Source organism: Falsiroseomonas sp. (assembly GCF_051859025.1).
Taxonomy (GTDB): Bacteria; Pseudomonadota; Alphaproteobacteria; order Acetobacterales; family Acetobacteraceae; genus Falsiroseomonas.
On record NZ_JBHYGL010000017.1, the window covers coordinates 37790 to 56283 of the forward strand.

The window sequence follows — 18494 nt, forward strand, 5'->3', positions numbered from 1 at the left end:
CCGCTTCCGGATTGGGGAAGGGGCGGTGAGCCTATCGGGCGGCGGCCGGCTTTGGCGCCCGTGGCCTGGCGGGCATCAGCCGCGCACGCGGCACCATGAAGCGGCCGAAGGTCGTGCCCGGCGGCGCCTCCTCCGGCAGGGGCATGGCTTCCAGCTCGCCCCAGGCATCGGCTCGCTCCGCGGCGGTCAGGAAGCCCTTATCCTCCAGCCAGTCGCCGAGCTGGCGGTAGTCCAGCACCGTGGGCCCCTGGTTCGCCGCCGCGGCACGGCCCTTCACGCTGGCCGCATCCTCGGGCAGGGCGATGCCGGCGATGGCATCGCCGACATGCACCTCCGTCATGCCGGAGCCCAGCAATTGCTGCGCGAACTTCGTCTTCGGCGGCAGGCGTCGCAGGAGGATGCCGACGCGCTGCTCCGGCCTGGCGACATAGGCGTAGAGGTGAAGCGCGGAACCCTCGGCGAAGACCAGGGACCTGGCGGCGCGGTAGAGCGCGATCTGGTCGGCAAGGGACCGCTCCTCCGGCCGCAGCACCTGCCAGCCCGCCCGCAGGAAGGCCCGTTCCAGCGCATCCTCCGCCGCGAAGCGCGCCGGCGGGGCGAGTGAGGCGCGGGAGACATAGAGGCCCGGCAGCGTGGCGGGGCCGTCCTGCCCCGCCGGGCCGGCCATGCGCCGGACGAATTGCCGGAAGACGGGATGGCCCGCCGCGACATCGGGGGATGCGTTCAGCATCAGGACCGATGGCACCGCCAGTTGTTCGAAGATGGTGGGGCGGATCACCACATGCAGCTTCTTCCCGCCCAGCCCCAGCAGCCGCAGCGTGGCCTGGATGTAGGAACGCTCCAGCGTCAGGCTGGCGAAGCGCGCGGCGTTGCCCGGGCGCGGGGAGGCGAGGGTCCAGACGATGCCGTCGGCCCAGTCCCGCAGCGGCTCCATCGCCCAGAGCCGGCCGAGGCTTTCCGTCAGGAAGTGCCCGAAATGATGATGCAGGCTGCCGCCATAGAGCCACCTTCCCCGCTGCGTGATGGGCGTCCGCAGCGCCGGCCCGCAGGCTTCCAGCGCCACGGCCAGGTCGGGCCTCGGCATGTGCACGCGGCCGCCGGCGCGATGGAGGCTGCGCGGGATGATGGCGCCCGATGCCGTGTAGGGGCCGCCATCGACGGCCGTGCCGGTGGGGCTGCCGTAGCCGTACTCGGCCTCGATCGCCGGGTCGGCCAGCGCGAGGATGCGCATGGATGGCAGCACCACGGCGTTGTCGTGATGCTCGATCGCCGGTTCCTCGTCATAGCCGACATGCCGGTCCAGGAAGGCGCGCAGCAGGTCGCGGTTCCGGTCGGCCACGGCTTCTGCCTCGGCCGGGTCCGCGCCGGTCGTCCCGGCATCCGCCGCTTCCGGCAGGGTTGCTGCCGGCGGGGTGTCCCCGGTGCCGGTTGGCGCCTCCGTCGGGGCCCCAATCGCACCAGGGGCGGGCGGGATGGCCAGGCGGAAGCGCGCCGGAATGCGGAAGGGCGCGCGCAGCCGGGTGGGGTCCCGTGCTGCCTCCTTGTCCGCCAGCAGGGCGCGGAATTCGGCCTCCCCCAGTTCCGGCGCATCGGGCGGTATGGCCTGGGGGAAGGCCTGGGCGGCCAGGCGCTTGGCCTCCATGCGCCAATGCCCGCCATGCTGGCTGGCGATCGCCTCGGCCGACCAGGTCACGGACAGGCGCTTCGCCTGGGTTTCCTCGAACAGCGCGGCGTCGACGAATTTCAGGTGGAACAGGTAGAGGTCGGGATCGAGTTCCGCGGGCTGCGGGCAGTGATGGAAGCCGGGCCGCCAGACCACCGGCACGCGGGAGACCAGCGGCTTGCAGTAGCGCTGGCTGAACTTCGCGAAGCCGCGCTGGGCGAGGATGGGCTGCGCCGGGTCCAGCGCCGCTTCCGCCCCTGCCACCTGCACCACATCGCAGCCCATGGCACGCAGCGTCGGATGCCGCGACCGGGCGATGAGATCGGCCAGGCCCGCATGGCGCGCCGGATCGGCGACGAGGAATTCATCGGCGTCGGAGAAGATGACCGCATCGTAGTAGGCCAGCAGCGACGCCTGGTAGTGGCTGACGCAGCGCGCCCGCGCCACCTCCTCGAATTCGCCCCGGGGCAGGCGGATGGTGTTGGCGACCACGCCATCGGCGCTGCCATCGGTGGATCCGTGGTCGAGGCAGAACAGGTTCTCCGCGCCGACCTCCCGCCCGTAATGCGCGGCCCAGAGCCGGAGGAACAGGGGCTCGTTGTAGACCATGGTGAAGGCGGCGATCTTCATCGCGGCTGATTGCTCCCCCTGGCTGCCGAGGTCCCTGCCACGGGTGCCGCGGTGGGCGTGGCAGGGGCGCCGGTGCGCAGGGCGCGCCGGCCGAGCCTGGAACCCGCGGGCGGAGCATCGCCGATCTGTCCGGCGATGGCCAGACCCGTGGGCCGATCCCCGCGCTATGGACGGGCCATGGCCGGATCGGCGCTGGCCTTCGCGATTCCGAAGGCGCGAGCAACGCGCCACCGGGATGAGGGCGGGGGCGAGGCGTCAGCGCCGCCGGCCGCGCCGATGCCTGCCCTTGCCGATGGGCTTCGCGGGGGGTGTCGGGGATTGCGGCGCGGCATGTTCGAGCGCGAGTGACGGCTCCGGCGCCAGGGATGGCGCGGCCTTCGGTGTCCCGGCCGCTGCCTCAACGGCCGCAGCGGGAGGGCCATCCCGCGCCGGCCCCGGCGCCGCTTCCGATGGGGGTTCCGAAGGGGCTTCCGATCGGGAGGCCAGCGGCTTCGCGAGCCATACGAGGCCGGCCGCTCCGGGCCCCGCGGGCAGCACGGCCAGCTGCCGGTAGCCATGGCGCAGGAAGAAGCCCGGCGCCTCGAACTCATAGGCACGCACGAGCAGCTGGGCCAGGCCATGCTTGCGGGCCGCATCCTCCGCCGCCAGCAGGAGGCGGCGGCCGACGCCCTGGTTCCGCGCTGCCTCCGCCACCCAGAACTGCCCGAGCTCGGCCACGCCCAGCATGCCGCTGATGGATACCGCGCCGATCGCCTCCCCGTTAGTCCCGCGCGCCACCACCCAGCTCGCCAACCGGCCCATGCCGGGCTGCACGGCCTGGCGCCGGCGCCGCTTGCCGTCCTGGCGGACCGTCAGCACCAGCTCTTCGGGCGGCTTCGGGGTGGCCTCGATTCCAAACTCGATCATGGGTTCTCCGTCGATGACGCGCGGCACGGGCCGGCATCGAAGCCTTGAGGTGGCGCAGGGTTCCGGCGCCTCGCAATTGCCGTCCTGTTTGCTCGTATAGGAGGATGGCGGTGTAGGTCCGCTTAAACGGCGCTGGTCGATAGGACGTGATCGCCAGGCGTGACGAAGGGCCGGCACCTTGACCAGCCGGCCGGGCCCACGATGTCCCGGCCATGCCCCATCCTTCGACCTGGATGCGCGTCACGCCTCAGGGGCTGTGGTGCGAAGCCGGTGACTTCTTCATCGATCCCGTCCGGGCCGTGCCCCATGCCGTGATCACCCATGGCCATTCCGACCATGCACGGCCGGACCACGGCGCCGTGCTCGGCACGCCGGAGACGCTCGCCATCATGACCCAGCGCATGGGTGAGGGGCGGGCCGGGCATGTCCAGCAGGCGCTGCGATACGGGGAGGTCGTGGTGCGCAACGGCGTCGCCATCCGCCTGGTGCCGGCGGGGCATGTGCTGGGATCGGCCCAGGTGGTGCTGGACTGGCAGGGCAGCCGGATCGTGATCTCCGGCGACTACAAGAGGCGCCTCGACCCCACCTGCACGCTGTTCGAGCCGGTGGAATGCGACGTCTTCGTCACCGAGGCGACCTTCGCCCTGCCGGTCTTCCGCCACCCGCCCGCGGATGTGGAGGTGGGGCGGCTGCTGGACAGCGTGCGGCTGTTCCCGGACCGCGCGCACCTGGTCGGCGTCTATGCGCTGGGCAAGTGCCAGCGGCTGATCGCCTTGTTGCGCCAGGCCGGCTGGGACCGGCCGATCTGGCTGCATGGCGGGCTGCTGGCGATGTGCGAACTCTATGCGCGGCACGGCATCGACCTCGGCGACCTGCGCCCCGTGCCGACGCCCGCGAAGCGTGGCGGCGGTGGCCTGCTGGCCGGGGAGATCGTGCTGGCGCCCACGGGCGCGGAGGCGACGCCATGGGTGCGGCGCCTGGCGGAACCCGTGATCTGCGCGGCGTCCGGCTGGATGCGGGTCCGTCAGCGCGCCAAGGCCAAGGGCGTCGAACTGCCCCTCATCGTCTCCGACCACGCGGATTGGGAGGAGTTGCTGCAGACGGTGGAGGAAGTGCGCGCGCCAGAGGTCTGGGTGACGCATGGGCGGGACGATGCGCTAGTCCACGCCATGGGCCTGCGTGGCGTGAAGGGCCGCGCCCTGCATCTGCTGGGCCGGGGCGAGGAGGATGAGGCGCTAGAGGCGCCAGCGCCTTCGGGCGAGGCGCCAGGCGCCGAGGAGATGGCCGCGCCAGCAGGAACGGAGCGTGAGGTGGGTGCAGGTGGTGCGGATGCGGGATGACCGGCCGATGCGCTGCCCCCAGGCCTTCTCGAACGCCGCCTGGCACCTCAGGAAACCGGCATCGACGCGGCCGGGGCTGAGGTGATGCAGGTGGAAGTCGATCACCCAGGCGCTGCGCCCGGCCTGCCGGGCCGCGAGACAGAGATCCGTGCCGTAGAGATGGAAACCCGCGAGGTCCGCGGATGGCACGATCCCCGTTCCGCCCTTGAGCAGAAGAAAATTCTCGTCGAGGCTGTGCACCAGGCCGGGGAAGGGGCCGCGCGCCTGGTCCGCGCCATGCGGGTCCGTGATGCGGATGAGCAGTTGTCCTTCGGGCGAGGCACCCGCATTGCCGGCGATGGCCCAGGACGGGTCATGCGCCTCCAGCGTCGCCAGCCTGGCCCGCAGCACCGCGGCGCAGTCGCCGATCAGGCGCACATCCTGGTGGCAGCAGATGATGAAGTGGCCACGGGCACGGCGGATCATCTCCGCCAGCCCCGTGAAGGCGCACCAGCGATTGCCCTGGCTGTTGTCGAGGTGGATGAACTCCGCATGCCCGAAGCCATGCGCCACGAAGCTGGCCTGCATGGCCAACCATTGCGCGTGGTCCGTCACGAGGGTGCAGATGGAGAATTCGGGCGCCGCTGCCTCGCTGATGGTCTCCGGCAGGGCGGCGATGCTGTTCACGGCGCCGTGTTGTTACAGGGGCGTCGCCAGGGGGGCAAGCAATGAGCCTGCCGGCCTTTTCGGCGCTGCTGGAACGCCTCGCCTTCACGCCGGGGCGGAATGCCAAGCTCGCGCTGCTGCGGCAGTGGTTCGCGACGCAGCCGGACCCGGATCGCGGCGTCGGGCTGGCGGCGCTGACGGGGGAGCTTTCCCTCAGCGCCGCCAAGCCGGCGCTGGTGCGCGAGCTGGCGGCGTCCCGCACCGATCCCGTGCTGTTCGACCTGTCCTATGACTATGTCGGCGATCTCGCGGAGACCGTCGCGCTGATCTGGGTGCCGCGTGCCGGGGTCAATGCGCCGCCGCCATCCCTGGCGGAGGTGGTGGAGGCGCTGGAGGCTACGCCGAAATCCGAATTGCCGGCGCTGATCGCGGGCTGGCTGGATACGCTGGATGCCAATGGGCGCCTCGCCCTCATCAAGCTGGTGACGGGCGGGCTCCGTGTCGGCATCTCCGCGCGCCTGGCCAAGACGGCGCTAGCGGAATGGGCGGGCGTCGAGGTCGCGGCGGTGGAGGAGGTTTGGCACGGCCTCACGCTGCCCTACCTCGACCTGTTTGCCTGGCTGGAGAAGCGCGGCCCGCAGCCGGATGCGCGCGACCTGCCGGTGTTCCGGCCCCTCATGCTGGCCCACCCGCTGGAGGAGCCGGACCTCGCCGCACTGGATCCCGCGCAGCACAGGGCGGAGTGGAAGTGGGACGGCATCCGCGTGCAACTCTCCGCCACCGGCGGCGGCCGGCGCATCTGGTCCCGCGGCGCGGAGGATATTTCCGCGGGCTTTCCCGAGATCATCGCCGCGATGGACTTTCGGGCCGTGCTGGATGGGGAGTTGCTGGTGGTGCGGGAGGGCGAGGTAGCGCCCTTCGCGGACCTCCAGCAGCGGCTGAACCGGAAGGTGGTGAGTGCCCGGATGCAGGCGGCGCATCCCGTCGCCGTCCGGCTCTATGACATCCTGTTCGATGGGGACGAGGATTGTCGCGCGTTGCCCTTCGACGAACGCCGCGCAAGGCTGGAGGCGTGGTTCGAACGCACCAGGCCGGCGCGGATGGAGCTTTCCGCGCAGATCGCCTTCGCCTCGATCGACCAGCTTTCCGCCATCCGCGACGGCGCCCGGGCGGCGGCGATCGAGGGGCTGATGATCAAGCGCGCCGACAGCCCCTATGTCGCCGGGCGCGTGAAGGGGATGTGGTGGAAGTGGAAGCGCGCGCCGCTCGGCGTCGATGCGGTGCTGATGTATGCGCAGCGGGGCCACGGCAAGCGCAGCTCCTACTACTCCGACTACACCTTCGGGCTCTGGCGGCCGGACGGGCAGGGGGGCGAGGAACTGGTGCCGATCGGCAAGGCCTATAGCGGCTACACGGACCAGGAACTGCTGTGGCTGGACCGCTGGATCCGCAACCACACCACCGCCCGCTTCGGCCCGGTGCGGGAGGTGGAGAAGGGCCTGGTGCTGGAGGTGATCTTCGATGCCGCCCAGCGCAGCGGCCGGCACAAATCCGGCGTCGCGCTCCGCTTCCCCCGCATCGCCCGGATCCGCGCCGACAAGCCGGCTGAGGAGGCGGACCGGCTGGCGACGCTGGAGGCGATGATCGCGGGGGAGGAGGCGTGAGGCCCTCAGTTTCTAACCCGATTTAGCTCTTTTAGCACTTTTAGCACCGTTTTCGCGGGGTCCGACCGGGCGGTTTGGGTGCAATTCGGATGCTGATGGGTGAAACATATCAGGAACGCAAGCCTGGATGGTAGCGGTTTATGGCGCCCTGCCCCTCACTCCATCCGCGCCAGCAGATCCTGCGCCGCCCGCGCCCAGCCATCCCAGGCGGCATCGGCGGCGGTGCCGGCGCGGTCGGCGGCCAGGCTCGCGGCGTTCAGGCGGCGGCGGGCTTCCTCCCGCTCCGCCCCGCTGCGGTCCTCCGCCGCCGCGCGGGCGCGGGTCAGCGCGGCCTCCGCGGTGCGGTAGCCGCGGATGGCGGTGCGGGCGGCATCCAGCAACCCGCGCAGTTCCGCCATGCGGTCCGCCAGCGCGGCCAGGCGGTCGCGGCCCGGGGCCTCGGCGGGCAGGCGTTCCAGCGTGACGCGCAGATTCTCCAGCGTCGCGGGGCCGCCGGGCAGGCGGCGCAGGCTCTGCTCCACATCGATGTCGCGCCAGCGCAGCAGGATCGGGTCGCCGAGGCCCGCATCCCAGACCGGCAATTCGCGCCGGGTCTCCTGTTCCCAGGCGAAGCGCAGCGTCTGCGGGCCGCCTTCCAGCACCACCTCATGCCGCAGGCCGAAATCGCCCTCCGCCGCCACCGTGAAGCGCGGCGTGAAGCCGGGGCGGCGGGGCAGGTCCACCACCATCCGCGCGCCGCGCCCGGCATCCGGGGCGGCGCCGGGGTCCAGCGCGAGGGCGGCTTCCTGGCGCACCACCAGGCGCAGCACCACCACGCCACGGCGGAAATCGGCGCCGGCCGGCCTTTCCCCGCCAGCCTGGGCGGATGACAGGCGCAGGTCGCGGTCCCGCGCGAAGCCGACCAGCCGTGTCTCCCCGGGCGCCACGGCGCGGATCTCGGCATCGCCGAGGAAGGCACCGGCCTCCGGCCCCTCCGCGCCATAGAGCGTGGCCAGGCCATCGGGCAGCGTGTGGCCGGAGGTGTTGCGCAGCCGCAGCGCGGAGAGCGGGTTGCGGGCCTGGAGGTCCTGCACCCACCACAGCCTTTCGGCGGGCAGCGTGGCATCGAGGAAGGGGAGGTTCGCCGTTTCCCCGCTTCGCACCGTCACGGGGTTCGGCAGGGCGAAGGCGACGCGGCCGGCGGCGCTGGCGGGCAGGGCGGCGGGCACGGGGGCCACGCTGTCGGCGAAGCGTAGCGCGGCTTCCGGCGCGGGGGCGGCCCCGGGGGCGGCCATGGCGCGCGGGGCCGGGGCCGCCATCGCCGGGGCCATCGCCAGGGGCATTGGCGCCGGGGGCGGTGGGGTGGCGCCGGTATCAGCGCGGACGGAAACTCCCTCCGCCACCCGCACCGGCAGGTCGGGGCGCGCGACGCGGATGGGCGCGTAGAGTGCCTGCTGGAAGGCGGCGGGATTGCCGGAGACGAGGGCGAGGCGGACCCCGTTCCAATCCGCGCCGGACCGGTTCTCCACCACCGCCCATCCCTGCAGCCGCGCCTCCCCCTGCCGCGCGGGCACGACCAGGCGCCAGGAGGGTTTCCAGAGCGGCGCGGCGGCGACGTAGCCGATCGAGACCTCCCGCGCCGTCGTGGCGCCGGCCAGCCGCACCTCCACCACGCGGCTGTCGGCGGTGCTGGCGGCGGCCAGGGCTTCGGCGGCGCGGCGGAGGCGGCCGGCGAGGTCCGGGTCGGCGAATCGGATGGAATCGCCATCGGCCAGCGACAGGCTGCGCAGGCCCTGTTCCGTCACCAGCGTGAGGCGCAGCGCGGGGGCGGCGTTCGGCGGCTGCACCTCCTCCGCATCCACCAGGCGGCCCGTGGCGCCCGCGGCCTCCACCGCCTGGCCGCGCAGCGCGCGCAGCAGGGTGGCGCGGTTGGCGAAATCCTCGGGCTTCAGGGGCAGGCCGCGGAAGGCTTCTGCCACCAGGTCCTGCGCGGGCAGGCGCACGCCTTCGACGCGGCCGGCGGGGTCGCGCACCAGCAGGGATTTCAGGACATCGTCCACATCCTCCACCGGGATGCGGAAGGATAGCGGCGCATCGGGCGCCAGGCGGCCCGCACGCTCGATCTGCGCCAGGCCGGCATTGGACAGCGTGACGGTCGTGACGGGGAGGTCCTGCGCGCCCGCCGGGAACCACACCGGCAAGGCCAGGAGCAGGGGGGCGAGCAGCAGGTGCTTGCGCATGGGGTGGGTTCCTCCGTCCGCGCATGGTGGGGGCGGCGGCGCCTGGGGGGAAGCGGGATGCGGTAGCGCGACACTTGCGAACGCTTCTCAATTGCGATAATCAGGGGTCAACGCACACGGAAAGGCCGCCAATGACCGCGCTCGCTCCCCGCCGCCTCATGCTCGCCGCGCTGCTGATGGCAGCACCTGCCGTCGCCCAGGCCCAGGCGCCGAACCGCGGGGAAGTCGCGGTCTATTCCGCCCGTCACTACGACACGGACCGCCGGCTGTATGACGCCTTCACGCGGGAGACGGGCATCCGCGTCCGCCTGATCGAGGGCGATGCCGACCAGCTGGTGGAGCGCATCCGGACGGAGGGTGCGAACAGCCCGGCCGATGTCCTCATCACCGTCGATGCCGCGCGGCTGGCGCGGGCGAAGGATGCGGGCGTGACCCAGCCCGCCCGTTCCGCGGTGCTGGAGGAGCGCGTGCCGGCCGGGCTGCGGGATGCGGAGGGGCATTGGTTCGCCGTCTCCCAGCGCGCCCGCGTCATCATGTATGACAAGACCCGCGGCCTGCCGCAGGGCCTGACGCGCTACGAGGACCTGGCGAGCGAGCGTTTCCGCGGCCAGATCTGCGTGCGCGCCGCCAACCACCCCTACAATGTGAGCCTGGCGGCTTCGATCCTGGCGGCAGACGGCCAGGCGGCGACGGAAGCCTGGGCGCGCGGCGTGGCCGCCAATTTGGCCCGCCCGCCGCAGGGCGGCGACCGCGACCAGTTCCGCGCCATCCCGCCGGGCCAGTGCCAGCTGGCGATCGCCAATACCTATTACCTCGGCCAGATCGGCGCGTCGGAGAACCCGGCGGACAAGGCGCTGTTCGAACGGCTGGGCGTGATCTTCCCGAACCAGGGTGCGGGCGACCGGGGCGCGCATGTGAACATCTCCGGCGTCGCGCTGGTCCGCACCTCGCCCAACCGCGACAACGCCGTGCGCTTCATGGAATTCATGACGACGGCGGAGGCGCAGCGGATCTTCGCGCTGGGCAACATGGAATACCCGGTGGTGGCGGGCGTGCCGCTGCACCCCGCGCTGGTGGCGATGGGCGAGTTCCGGGCGGAGCCGGTGCATGCGACGCAATCCGCGGCCAATGCGGCCGAGGCGCTGCGGATCATGCAGCGGGCGGGCTGGCGCTGAGGCGGCGAGTCGACGGTTAACGGGAGGCCCGCGCCATGGTCATCTGCCTTTGCAACGTGTTGACTCACCAGCAGATTGCCGCGGCAGTGGCGGCGGGGGCCGATCGTCCTCATGATGTATACGCCGCCTGCGGCTGCCAGGCCCAGTGCGGCTGCTGCACCCGGACCATCCTCGAGATGGTCCGGGCCGGGGCCACCTCCGCGTCGCGGTGAGGGCCCCGGGCCCCGCCACGCCACGCCGGAGAACCGACGCAAGATGCGCGACCCCAAGGTCATCGAATACCTGAACGCCCAGCTGACCAACGAGCTGACCGCGATCAACCAGTATTTCCTCCACAGCCGCACGCTGCGCCATTGGGGCGTCACGAAGCTGGCGCGGAAGGAATACGAGGAATCGATCGAGGAGATGAAGCACGCGGACTGGCTGATCGAGCGCATCCTGTTCCTCGGCGGCCTGCCCAATGTGCAGCGGCTGAACCAGGTGCTGATCGGCCAGAATGTGCAGGAGGTGCTGGAAGCCGACCTCAAGCTGGAGGAGAAGGCGCTGGTCGATCTGCGTGACGGCATCGCCCATGCCGAGAGCGTGCGCGACTATGTCAGCCGCGACCTGATGCTGAAGATCCTGGCGAATGAGGAGGAGCACGAGGATTTCCTCGACCGCCAGTTCGACCTCATCCGCCAGATCGGGATCGAGCGCTACATCCTGCTGAACAGCGACGCGGCGCCCGACCAGGAATAGGGGGGCGCCTTATCCCCACTGCCACGGCGTGGGGACGAAGGCGAAGCCCTGGCCCGATGCCTCCACATGGCCGAGGCCGGGCCAGGGGAAGTGGTATCCCAGCACCTGCAGCCGGTCCGTCGCCGCCATGTCCAGCGTGCGGCGGCGGGTGGCGCTGGCCTGGGCCGGGTCGCTGTCGAAGCCGAAGGGCCAGTCGGGGCGGGATAGCGCCAGCACGTGGTGGTTGGCGACATCGCCCAGCACCAGCAGGCGCTGGCCCTCGCTTTCCAGATGCTAGCCGACATGGCCGGGGGTGTGGCCCGGCGTCGGCACGGCGCGGATGCCCGGCGCCACTTCCGCATTCACGGCCATCATGGTGAAGCGGTCCCGCCGCGGCAGCAGCACGGCGCGGGTGCCCTGCACGAAGCTGCGGATCGGCTCGGCCTGGGATAGCAGCGCCTCATTCGTCCAGGTGTCGAAATCGGTGGAGGACATGGCGTAGCGGGCATTCGGGAAGACGCTGGCGCCGGTGGCGTCCGCGATGCCCCAGGCGTGGTCGGGATGGGCATGGGTGAAGGCCACCACATCCACCTCCGCCGGATCGATCCCCGCCGCCTTCAGCGATTCAACCAGGCGCCCGGTGCCGGGGCCGAAGACGGGCTGCGCACCGACGCCGGCATCCAGCAGGATCAGCTGGGCGCCGGTGTTCACGACCAGGCAGTTGATGGCGGTGGGCAGCCGATCCTCCGGCAGGAAGGCGCGACGCAGCGCGGCGCGCACTTCCGCCTCCGTCGCCACGCCGCCGCCGAAGGTGGGGTGGGGCGGGGCGAGGTTGATGGTGCCGTCGGAGACGACGGTGCATTCGAAGGCGCCGAGGCGGAAGCGGTACCAGCCCGCGACCTGCCCGCCGCGTGGCGGCGCTGCGGCCGCGGCAAGGCGCGGTGGCAGCAGGGCGGCGCCGAAGCCGGCGGCGAGGGTGGCGCGGCGGGTCGTCTTCATGGCGGTGGGCCTTCCTGGCGGGGGGTGAGCAGCAGGGCTGCTGCCGGGGCGAGAAGCGCGGCGGCCGCCGCGAAGCGCGCGGGGTCGGCAATGATGTGGGGCACCTTGTGCTGCCCGCCAAGCTGGCCGGTGGCGCGCATCCAGCCTTCGAACCGGCCCGGCGGCAGCAGCGTGACGCGGGGCGCCAGCATTTGGCCGTCCCGGCGGTGCGCGGCGTAGCCGGCATTGGCGCCCATCAGCCCCTGGTCCAGCAGGGTGGCCAGGGCCTCCGCCTGGCCGGTGGCTTCCAGCAGGAAGTGGTGGCGGCCCTGGGCGCCCCGGAATTCGGGGCCGCAGCACCATTCGGCGGGGACGATGCGCAGCGCCTCGCACGCCGCTTCCAGCGCCGCCACCACCTCATGCCCCTGCAGATGTTCCCCGAAGGCGGAGAGCGTCCAGGCGGTGCGGCCGGTGAGGAGGAGGCGGGGCGGGCTGCGGTCGATGAAGCGGACGACATCGCCGATGATGTAGGCGTGCAGGCCCGATACCGTCGTCATCACCACGGCGTAGTCGATGCCGGTCTCGATCGTCGCGGCCCAGTGGCGGGTTGGGTTCGGGCGATCGAGTTCACCGAGCGGGACGAATTCGTAGAAGACGCCGCGGTCGAGGTTCAGGCGAAGCCCTTCCCCATCCCCGCGATCGGCGATGGCGATGAAGCCTTCGCTGGCGGCATACACCTCCCTCGTCATGCAGCCCGGCGGCAGGTAGGGCGCGATGCGGGCGCGATAGGGCGGCCAGGCGACGCCGCCATGGATGAGGAGTTCGAGCCGCGGGAAGGGGGGCGCGCCAGGGGCCTCCGCCATGCGGTCCAGCAGCATCAGCAGCCAGGATGGCGTGCCGGACAGCAGGCGGATGGCGGGGCGCGGCGTGGTCATGGCGAGCGCCGCGATCTTGCTGTCCCAGTCCGGCATCAGTGCCAGGCGTTCCGGCGGCCAGAGCCAGGGGCGGATCGCCAGCGGTGCCTCATGCGCCACGATGCCGGAGAGGTCCCCGGCGCGGACGCCGGGGCCGATGAGGTCGAGCGCGGTGGACCCGCCCAGCATCAGCGCCCGGCCATCGAGGGGCCGGCTGGCGGGGTGGTGGTGCAGGTGCCAGGCGAGGATGTCGAAGGTCGCGCCGCGATTGGCGCGCATCATGGCGGCGGAGACCGGCAGGCGCTTGGTGCGGCCCGCCGTGGTGCCGGATGACAGCGCGATATAGGGCATCCGCCCGGGCCAGGTGATGTCCCGCAGGATCGGGTAGTCCTGCTTCCACCATTCCTCCCAGAAGGCCTCGTAGCGGCGCAGCGGCACGCGGGCCTGGAAGGATGCGACATCGCGGATCGTGGCGAAGCCATGGGCGCGGCCGAAGCGCGTTTCCCGGGCCCGCGCCAGCAGGCGCAGCAGCAGGTCCTGCTGGGTGGCGGCGGGATCGATCCGGGCCAGGGAAGCGATGCGGCGGCGGGACCAGGCGCGGATGAGGGGCGTTCCGTCCAGCATCAGGGGCGGCACCCGGGTAGTATACTTCCCATCCTGGGAAGATGGCAGCTTCGCGGCTTTCGTCCAGCCCGCGCTTCCTCAAGATCGGGCGTCAGCCCTTCCGCATGCCCCGCACCAGGGCGATCACGGGCAGCAGGCCCACCACGACGATCAGCAGCGCGCTGGTCGAAGCCTCCGCCAGGCGTTCGTCGGAGGCCAGCGAATGGACGCGCACCGCCAGCGTGTCGAAATCGAAGGGCCGGACGATGAGGGTGGCCGGCAGTTCCTTCATCGTGTCCACGAAGACCAGCACGCCCGCGGTGAGGAGCGCGCCGCGGGCCAGTGGCAACTCCACCTCCCGCACCGCCTGGCCGGGGCGGCGGCCGAGCACGCGGGCGGCGGCGAAGAGGCTGGGCTTCACCCGCGTCAGCCCCGATTCGACGGCGGCAAGCGCGACGCCGAGGAAGCGGACCAGATAGGCGAAGACCAGCGCCGCCATGGTGCCGGACAGCAGCAGGCCGGTGGAGATGCCGAAGCGCGCGCGCATCCAGGCATCCACCGCATTGTCGAACAGCGCGAAGGGCACCAGCGTGCCGACCGCGATGACGGAACCCGGCAGCGCATAGCCGAGGGAGGCCAGCCGGTTCGCCGCGCCCCGCAGGCGGGAGGGATGCAGCCGGTTGCCCCAGGCCAGCAGCGCGCCCAGCGCGACCGCGATCACGGCCGTGACGGAGGCGAGCGTCAGGCTGTTCAGCGCGAAGGGCAGGGTGCGGCGGGCATCGAGGGGGTCGCCGGATTGCAGCATCAGCGCCAGCAGCGTGCCGCCAGGGATGACGAAGCCCAGCAGGACCGGCGTGGCGCAGGCGATGATGGCGGCGGCCTGCTTCCAGCCGCGCAGCACCACGGGGCGCAGCGGCGGGTTCCGCGTGGTGGTGGGGTGGTAGCGTCGGCCACCGCGGGACAGGCGTTCCAGCAGCAGCAGCAGCGCCACCACGCCCATCAGGCAGGCCGCCAGCTGCGCCGCCGCCGGGCGGTCCCCCTGGCCGAACCAGGCGTCGTAGATGCCGGTGGTGAAGGTGCGGACGGCGAAGTGCTGCACCGTGCCGAAATCGGCCAGCACCTCCATCAGCACCAGCGCCACGCCGGCGGCGATGGCCGGGCGCGCCATCGGCAGCGCCACATGCAGGAAGGTGCGGGGCAGGCCATGGCCCAGCGTGCGGCTGGCTTCCAGCAGGCAGACGCTCTGCTGCAGGAACGCATTGCGGCACAGCAGATAGACATAGGGGTAGAGCACGGCTGCAAGCATCAGCGCCGCGCCCGGCAGGCTGCGGATCTCGGGGAACCAGTACTGGCCCCAGCGCAGGCCGGTGGCGGCGCGGATCGCTTCCTGCACCGGGCCTGCCACGTCCAGCAGCCAGACATAGGCGTAGCCGCAGACATAGGCCGGCATGGCCATGGGCAGCAGCAGCGCCACTTCCAGGAAGCCCCGGCCGCGGAAGGCGCAGGTGGAGACGAGCCAGGCGGAGATCGCGCCCATGCAGGCCGCCATCACGCCCACCAGCACGGAGAGCAGCACGGAATTGACCAGCAGTTCCGCCAGCATGGTGCGGAGGATATGCGCCCAGGCCTGCCCCCCGGGCGTGGAGAAGACGGCCGCGGAGAAGACGGGCGTGGCGGCGGTGAGGAGGACGGAGGCCAGCGGCGCGGTGATGAGCACGGCCACCAGCACCGCCGCCCAGGCCCAGAAGGGCGCGGCGCGGCGGCGGCGCGGGGCCGCGGGCGCGCGTGGCGGCCCCGCGGGTTCCGCGCCGCCCAGCCGGCCGGACAAGCCGCCTGACATGCCGCCTGACATGGGGAGGGGTGCTACTCCGCCGCCTTCTTCCGCGCGGCCCATTCCGCCGGCGTGATGCGGGGGATTTCCACCCGGTCCCGCGTGGTGGAATACCAGCCGCGGCCATGCATGCGGCCCACGAGGTCCAGCTTCGGCGTGTCGATATAGGCGCGCTCGGCGTTCATCACCGCCTCATCCGCCACATGCATCGACTTAACCTCCCCCATCACCATGGTGTGGACGCCGACGGGGATCGTCTTCCACAGCGTGCATTCCATGGCGACCGGGCTTTCCGCGATGCGCGGCGTGCCGATCTTCGTGGAGGCGATGGTGGTGAGGCCGGCCTCCGCCAGTTCATCGACCTCCGGCGAGAAGTCGGCGGCGGTGATGACCATGCGTTCCGCCAGGTCGAAGGGCACCATCGACAGGGTGAATTCGCCGGTGGCCTGGATGTTGGAGAGCGTGTCCTTGGCCGAGCCCTCCGGCCGCGGGCCGACCGAAATGGCGACGACGGCCGGATCCTCGCCGAACACGTTGAAGAAGGAATAGGGCGCGGCGTTCAGCACGCCGGCGGCATCGCGGGTGACGACCCAGGCGATCGGCCGCGGGACGACGCAGGAGACGAGCAGCTTGTAGCGGTTGCCATGCGGCATCGCATCGAAGTCGAAGATCATGGACATGTCCCGGTTGCCGTGCGCGGCGGTGTGGCGCGGGGAAACTGACGCCGGGCGCGATGGCTGTCGAGGGGCGGCGATGCCTCGGGCATCCCATCCCCTGAGACCGGGCGGACGCGGCTAGGCCTGCATTCGATGGCGGGGCGCCGGCATGAGGGAGCGGATCTCCGCCTCGGCCACCACCTCCGCCGAATCGGCCAGGGCGGCGGTCAGCGGCAGGCCCATGGCGCGTGCGGTGCGGCCGAGCGCCATGCTGCATGCCTTGAGCGATTCGAGGGACAGCATCCGGTTGGCGAAATTCAGATCCTGGGTCGCGCTGGCGGGGTCGACCAGGTCGAACACATAGGTCCGGCTGCCATCATCATTGCGGGTGACGAGGGGGGTCTGCCGAAGCAGGGCGTGCAGGAGTTCAAGGTCCGGCGTGGTGTCCAGGCCGCCTTCGCGTTCCTGGACGAACAGGGTGATCCGAGCCGCCTTTCTCATCCCATCACGACCCGCCTTGGGGGGCGGGTCCCCCTGGTTCGAACACCCCATGGGTGACCGGATGGCCACCACGGGCACGGTAAATTTGATTGACTATATGCAACTAAAGATAGTTGGGCGCTACCGGCCGGTGAAAGTCAATCATTCAATGCAACCAAAAAACCGGATCAGCGCAACGCATCCGGCGCGGCTGTCCCGCGCAACAGTACGGCGTCCAGGTTATCCAGCGCTCGGTGGCCCATGGCGTTTCTCGTTTCTTCCGTGGCACTTCCAAGATGCGGGAGGAGGGCAATGTTATTGAGCCCGAAATAGCCTTCGTGGACGGCAGGCTCCCCGTCATAGACATCGAGGCCCGCCGCCCGGATATGGCCAGATGACAGCGCCGTAACAAGGGCTGCGTCGTCCACCGTGCCGCCGCGGCCGGTATTGACGACGATGGCGCCCGGCTTCAGCCAGGACAGGCGTTCGGCGTTCAGCCATTTCCGCGTCGCCTCGCCGCCCGGGATGTGCATGGACAGCACGTCGATGGCGCCGAGGAAGCTCTTCGCATCGGCGTGGAAGATCGCGCCCTGTTCCAGTTCCGGCGCCACCCGGTTGCGGTTGTGGTAGTGGATTTCCATCCGCATCCCCCGCGCCATGGCGGCCAGTTCCTGCCCGATGCGGCCATAGCCCGCGATGCCGAGTTTCTTGCCTTCCAGCGTCACGCCCATGAGTTGCGTCGGCGCCCAGCCCGTCCAGGCGCGGGCGCGCACCAGGCGTTCGCCTTCACCGGCGCGGCGGGCGGCCATGAGCATCAGCGTGAAGGCGCATTCGGCGGTGGCGAAGGATAGCACCCCCGGCGTGTTCGCCACCGTGATGCCGCGGGCGGCGGCGGCGGGCAGGGAGAGGTGGTCCGTGCCGACGGAGAAGGTGGCGATGATCTTCACCGAGGCGGGCAGCGCCTCGATCGTCGCGGCTGCCATCGGGTCCCCGGCCGCGCAGAGGATGCCGGCGGCGCCGCATTCGGCCGCCCGGCGGGCGATTTCCGCGCCGTCGCGGGACCAGGGATCGTCGCTGCTGTTCAGGCGGGCGTCATAGTCCCGCGCGGCGCGGGCCTCGATCGCGTCGGGCAGCTTGCGGGTCAGCAGCAGGATGGGCTTGGGCATCGGGCGTTCCCTCATCGGCGTTGCAGCAGCGTTAGCAGACCGTGCCCGGCTTGCCAGCAGGACGGCATGGCGGCAGGGTCCGGCGCATTCTGCCGGAAGGGAATCACGCCATGGATCTGGGATTGAAGGGCAAGCGCGCCCTGGTGATGGGGGCGTCCAAGGGCCTTGGCCGCGCGATCGCGGACAGCCTGGCGGCGGAGGGCGCGCACCTCGTCATCTCCGGCCGCACCCAGGCGAGCCTGGATGAGGCCGCGGCGGCGATGGTGGCCGCCGGCGCCGCTTCCGCCCATGGCGTGCCGGCCGATGTCGCGAATGCCGCCGACATGGATCGCCTCGGCGATGAGGCCACGCGCCTGATGGGCGGCGTCGACATCCTGGTGCTGAACCACGGCGGCCCGCCGCCCGGCACTGCGCTGGAGATCACGGAGGCGCAGATCGCCGAGTGGTTCCCGAAGATCGTCCTGCACCCCATCCGCCTGGCGATGAAGCTGCTGCCGGCGATGCGGGCGCAGAAATGGGGCCGCATCATCACCGTGGGCTCCACGGGCATGGTGCAGCCGATCCCGAACCTGGCGCTGTCCAATATCCTGCGCGCCAGCATCGTGGGCTGGAACAAGTCCCTGTCCAGCGAAGTGGCGGGCGACAACGTCACCTGCAACATCCTCGCCCCCGGCGCCATCCTGACGGACCGGCAGCGGGAGACGCAGGGCAATCTGGCGGCCAAGCGCGGCGTGCCGGTGGAGCAGGTGATGAAGGAACGCGCGGCGACCATCCCGGCCGGGCGCATCGGGGATGCGAAGGAATTCGGCCCGATGGGCGCGTTCCTGGCCTCCGAGATGGGGTCCTACATGACGGGCAGCATCATCCGGGTGGATGGTGGGGTCGTGCGCGCTTTCTGAGGAGGTTT

At 71.4% G+C, this 18494-nt stretch carries 17 protein-coding genes; 6 read left to right on the plus strand and 11 right to left on the minus strand.

What is annotated here, in order from left to right:
- Positions 1-31: 31 nt before the first annotated feature.
- Both ACTIE5_RS16580 and ACTIE5_RS16585 read right to left on the minus strand, forming a co-directional pair.
- Entirely contained in the window at positions 32-2293 is a 2262-nt protein-coding gene (locus ACTIE5_RS16580) for a glycosyltransferase 61 family protein (protein ID WP_439550811.1), read from the minus strand.
- 255 nt (positions 2294-2548) lie between these two features.
- Entirely contained in the window at positions 2549-3199 is a 651-nt protein-coding gene (locus ACTIE5_RS16585) for a GNAT family N-acetyltransferase (RefSeq protein ID WP_439550812.1), read from the minus strand.
- A gap of 212 nt (positions 3200-3411) precedes the next feature.
- Here ACTIE5_RS16585 and ACTIE5_RS16590 point away from each other — a divergent pair, with 212 nt between their 5' ends.
- A complete protein-coding gene (locus tag ACTIE5_RS16590) occupies positions 3412-4539 on the plus strand; it encodes a ligase-associated DNA damage response exonuclease (protein ID WP_439550813.1) in 1128 nt (375 codons plus the stop codon).
- On the opposite strand, the gene ACTIE5_RS16595 is transcribed toward ACTIE5_RS16590, so the two are convergent.
- The gene (locus tag ACTIE5_RS16595; RefSeq protein ID WP_439550814.1) at positions 4435-5205 is read right to left on the minus strand and encodes a hypothetical protein; all 771 of its coding nucleotides are present in this window, start codon (positions 5203-5205) and stop codon (positions 4435-4437) included. The genes ACTIE5_RS16590 and ACTIE5_RS16595 overlap by 105 nt on opposite strands.
- A gap of 41 nt (positions 5206-5246) precedes the next feature.
- On the opposite strand from ACTIE5_RS16595, the gene ACTIE5_RS16600 reads away from it, so the two are divergent.
- Entirely contained in the window at positions 5247-6848 is a 1602-nt protein-coding gene (locus ACTIE5_RS16600; protein ID WP_439550815.1) for a cisplatin damage response ATP-dependent DNA ligase, read from the plus strand.
- Between the two features lie 155 nt (positions 6849-7003).
- Here ACTIE5_RS16600 and ACTIE5_RS16605 read toward each other — a convergent pair whose 3' ends face one another.
- A complete protein-coding gene (locus ACTIE5_RS16605) occupies positions 7004-9067 on the minus strand; it encodes a DUF4139 domain-containing protein (RefSeq protein ID WP_439550816.1) in 2064 nt (687 codons plus the stop codon).
- Between the two features lie 131 nt (positions 9068-9198).
- On the opposite strand from ACTIE5_RS16605, the gene ACTIE5_RS16610 reads away from it, so the two are divergent.
- From ACTIE5_RS16610 to bfr, 3 genes are read left to right on the plus strand one after another with little or no spacing between them, the layout of a single operon-like run.
- Positions 9199-10242: a Fe(3+) ABC transporter substrate-binding protein gene (locus tag ACTIE5_RS16610; protein WP_439550817.1), complete on the plus strand. Its 1044-nt coding sequence runs from the start codon at positions 9199-9201 to the stop codon at positions 10240-10242.
- A 35-nt stretch (positions 10243-10277) separates the two neighbouring features.
- Positions 10278-10454: a (2Fe-2S)-binding protein gene (locus tag ACTIE5_RS16615; RefSeq protein ID WP_092958090.1), complete on the plus strand. Its 177-nt coding sequence runs from the start codon at positions 10278-10280 to the stop codon at positions 10452-10454.
- A 43-nt stretch (positions 10455-10497) separates the two neighbouring features.
- Positions 10498-10980, plus strand: a complete 483-nt coding sequence (gene bfr, locus ACTIE5_RS16620; RefSeq protein WP_439550818.1) for a bacterioferritin — start codon at positions 10498-10500, stop codon at positions 10978-10980.
- 9 nt (positions 10981-10989) lie between these two features.
- Here the strand turns inward: bfr and ACTIE5_RS16625 are convergent, their stop codons facing one another.
- The 7 genes from ACTIE5_RS16625 to ACTIE5_RS16655 all read right to left on the minus strand — a co-directional run bounded on the left by ACTIE5_RS16625 (position 10990) and on the right by ACTIE5_RS16655 (position 17587).
- Positions 10990-11223 carry a hypothetical protein gene (locus ACTIE5_RS16625; protein WP_439550819.1) on the minus strand — a complete coding sequence of 78 codons (234 nt, stop codon included), beginning with the start codon at positions 11221-11223 and terminating at the stop codon, positions 10990-10992.
- Positions 11224-11253: 30 nt separating this feature from the next.
- Positions 11254-11958 carry an MBL fold metallo-hydrolase gene (locus ACTIE5_RS16630; RefSeq protein WP_439550820.1) on the minus strand — a complete coding sequence of 235 codons (705 nt, stop codon included), beginning with the start codon at positions 11956-11958 and terminating at the stop codon, positions 11254-11256.
- On the minus strand, positions 11955-13475 hold the full coding sequence (locus ACTIE5_RS16635) for a GH3 family domain-containing protein (RefSeq protein WP_439550821.1): 1521 nt from the start codon (positions 13473-13475) through the stop codon (positions 11955-11957). The genes ACTIE5_RS16630 and ACTIE5_RS16635 overlap by 4 nt, the downstream gene beginning before the upstream one ends.
- 91 nt (positions 13476-13566) lie before the next feature.
- Positions 13567-15294 (minus strand): ABC transporter permease, encoded by a 1728-nt coding sequence (locus ACTIE5_RS16640; RefSeq protein ID WP_439550822.1) that lies wholly within the window; start codon positions 15292-15294, stop codon positions 13567-13569.
- Positions 15295-15317: 23 nt separating this feature from the next.
- Complete coding sequence (locus ACTIE5_RS16645) at positions 15318-15959, minus strand: flavin reductase family protein (RefSeq protein ID WP_439550823.1); 642 nt, start codon at positions 15957-15959, stop codon at positions 15318-15320.
- A gap of 120 nt (positions 15960-16079) precedes the next feature.
- Complete coding sequence (locus ACTIE5_RS16650; RefSeq protein WP_439550824.1) at positions 16080-16442, minus strand: hypothetical protein; 363 nt, start codon at positions 16440-16442, stop codon at positions 16080-16082.
- 167 nt (positions 16443-16609) lie between these two features.
- Positions 16610-17587, minus strand: a complete 978-nt coding sequence (locus tag ACTIE5_RS16655) for a 2-hydroxyacid dehydrogenase (protein WP_439550825.1) — start codon at positions 17585-17587, stop codon at positions 16610-16612.
- A 110-nt stretch (positions 17588-17697) separates the two neighbouring features.
- Between ACTIE5_RS16655 and ACTIE5_RS16660 the strand changes: the two genes are divergently transcribed.
- Complete coding sequence (locus tag ACTIE5_RS16660; protein ID WP_439550826.1) at positions 17698-18486, plus strand: SDR family oxidoreductase; 789 nt, start codon at positions 17698-17700, stop codon at positions 18484-18486.
- Positions 18487-18494 lie beyond the last annotated feature (8 nt).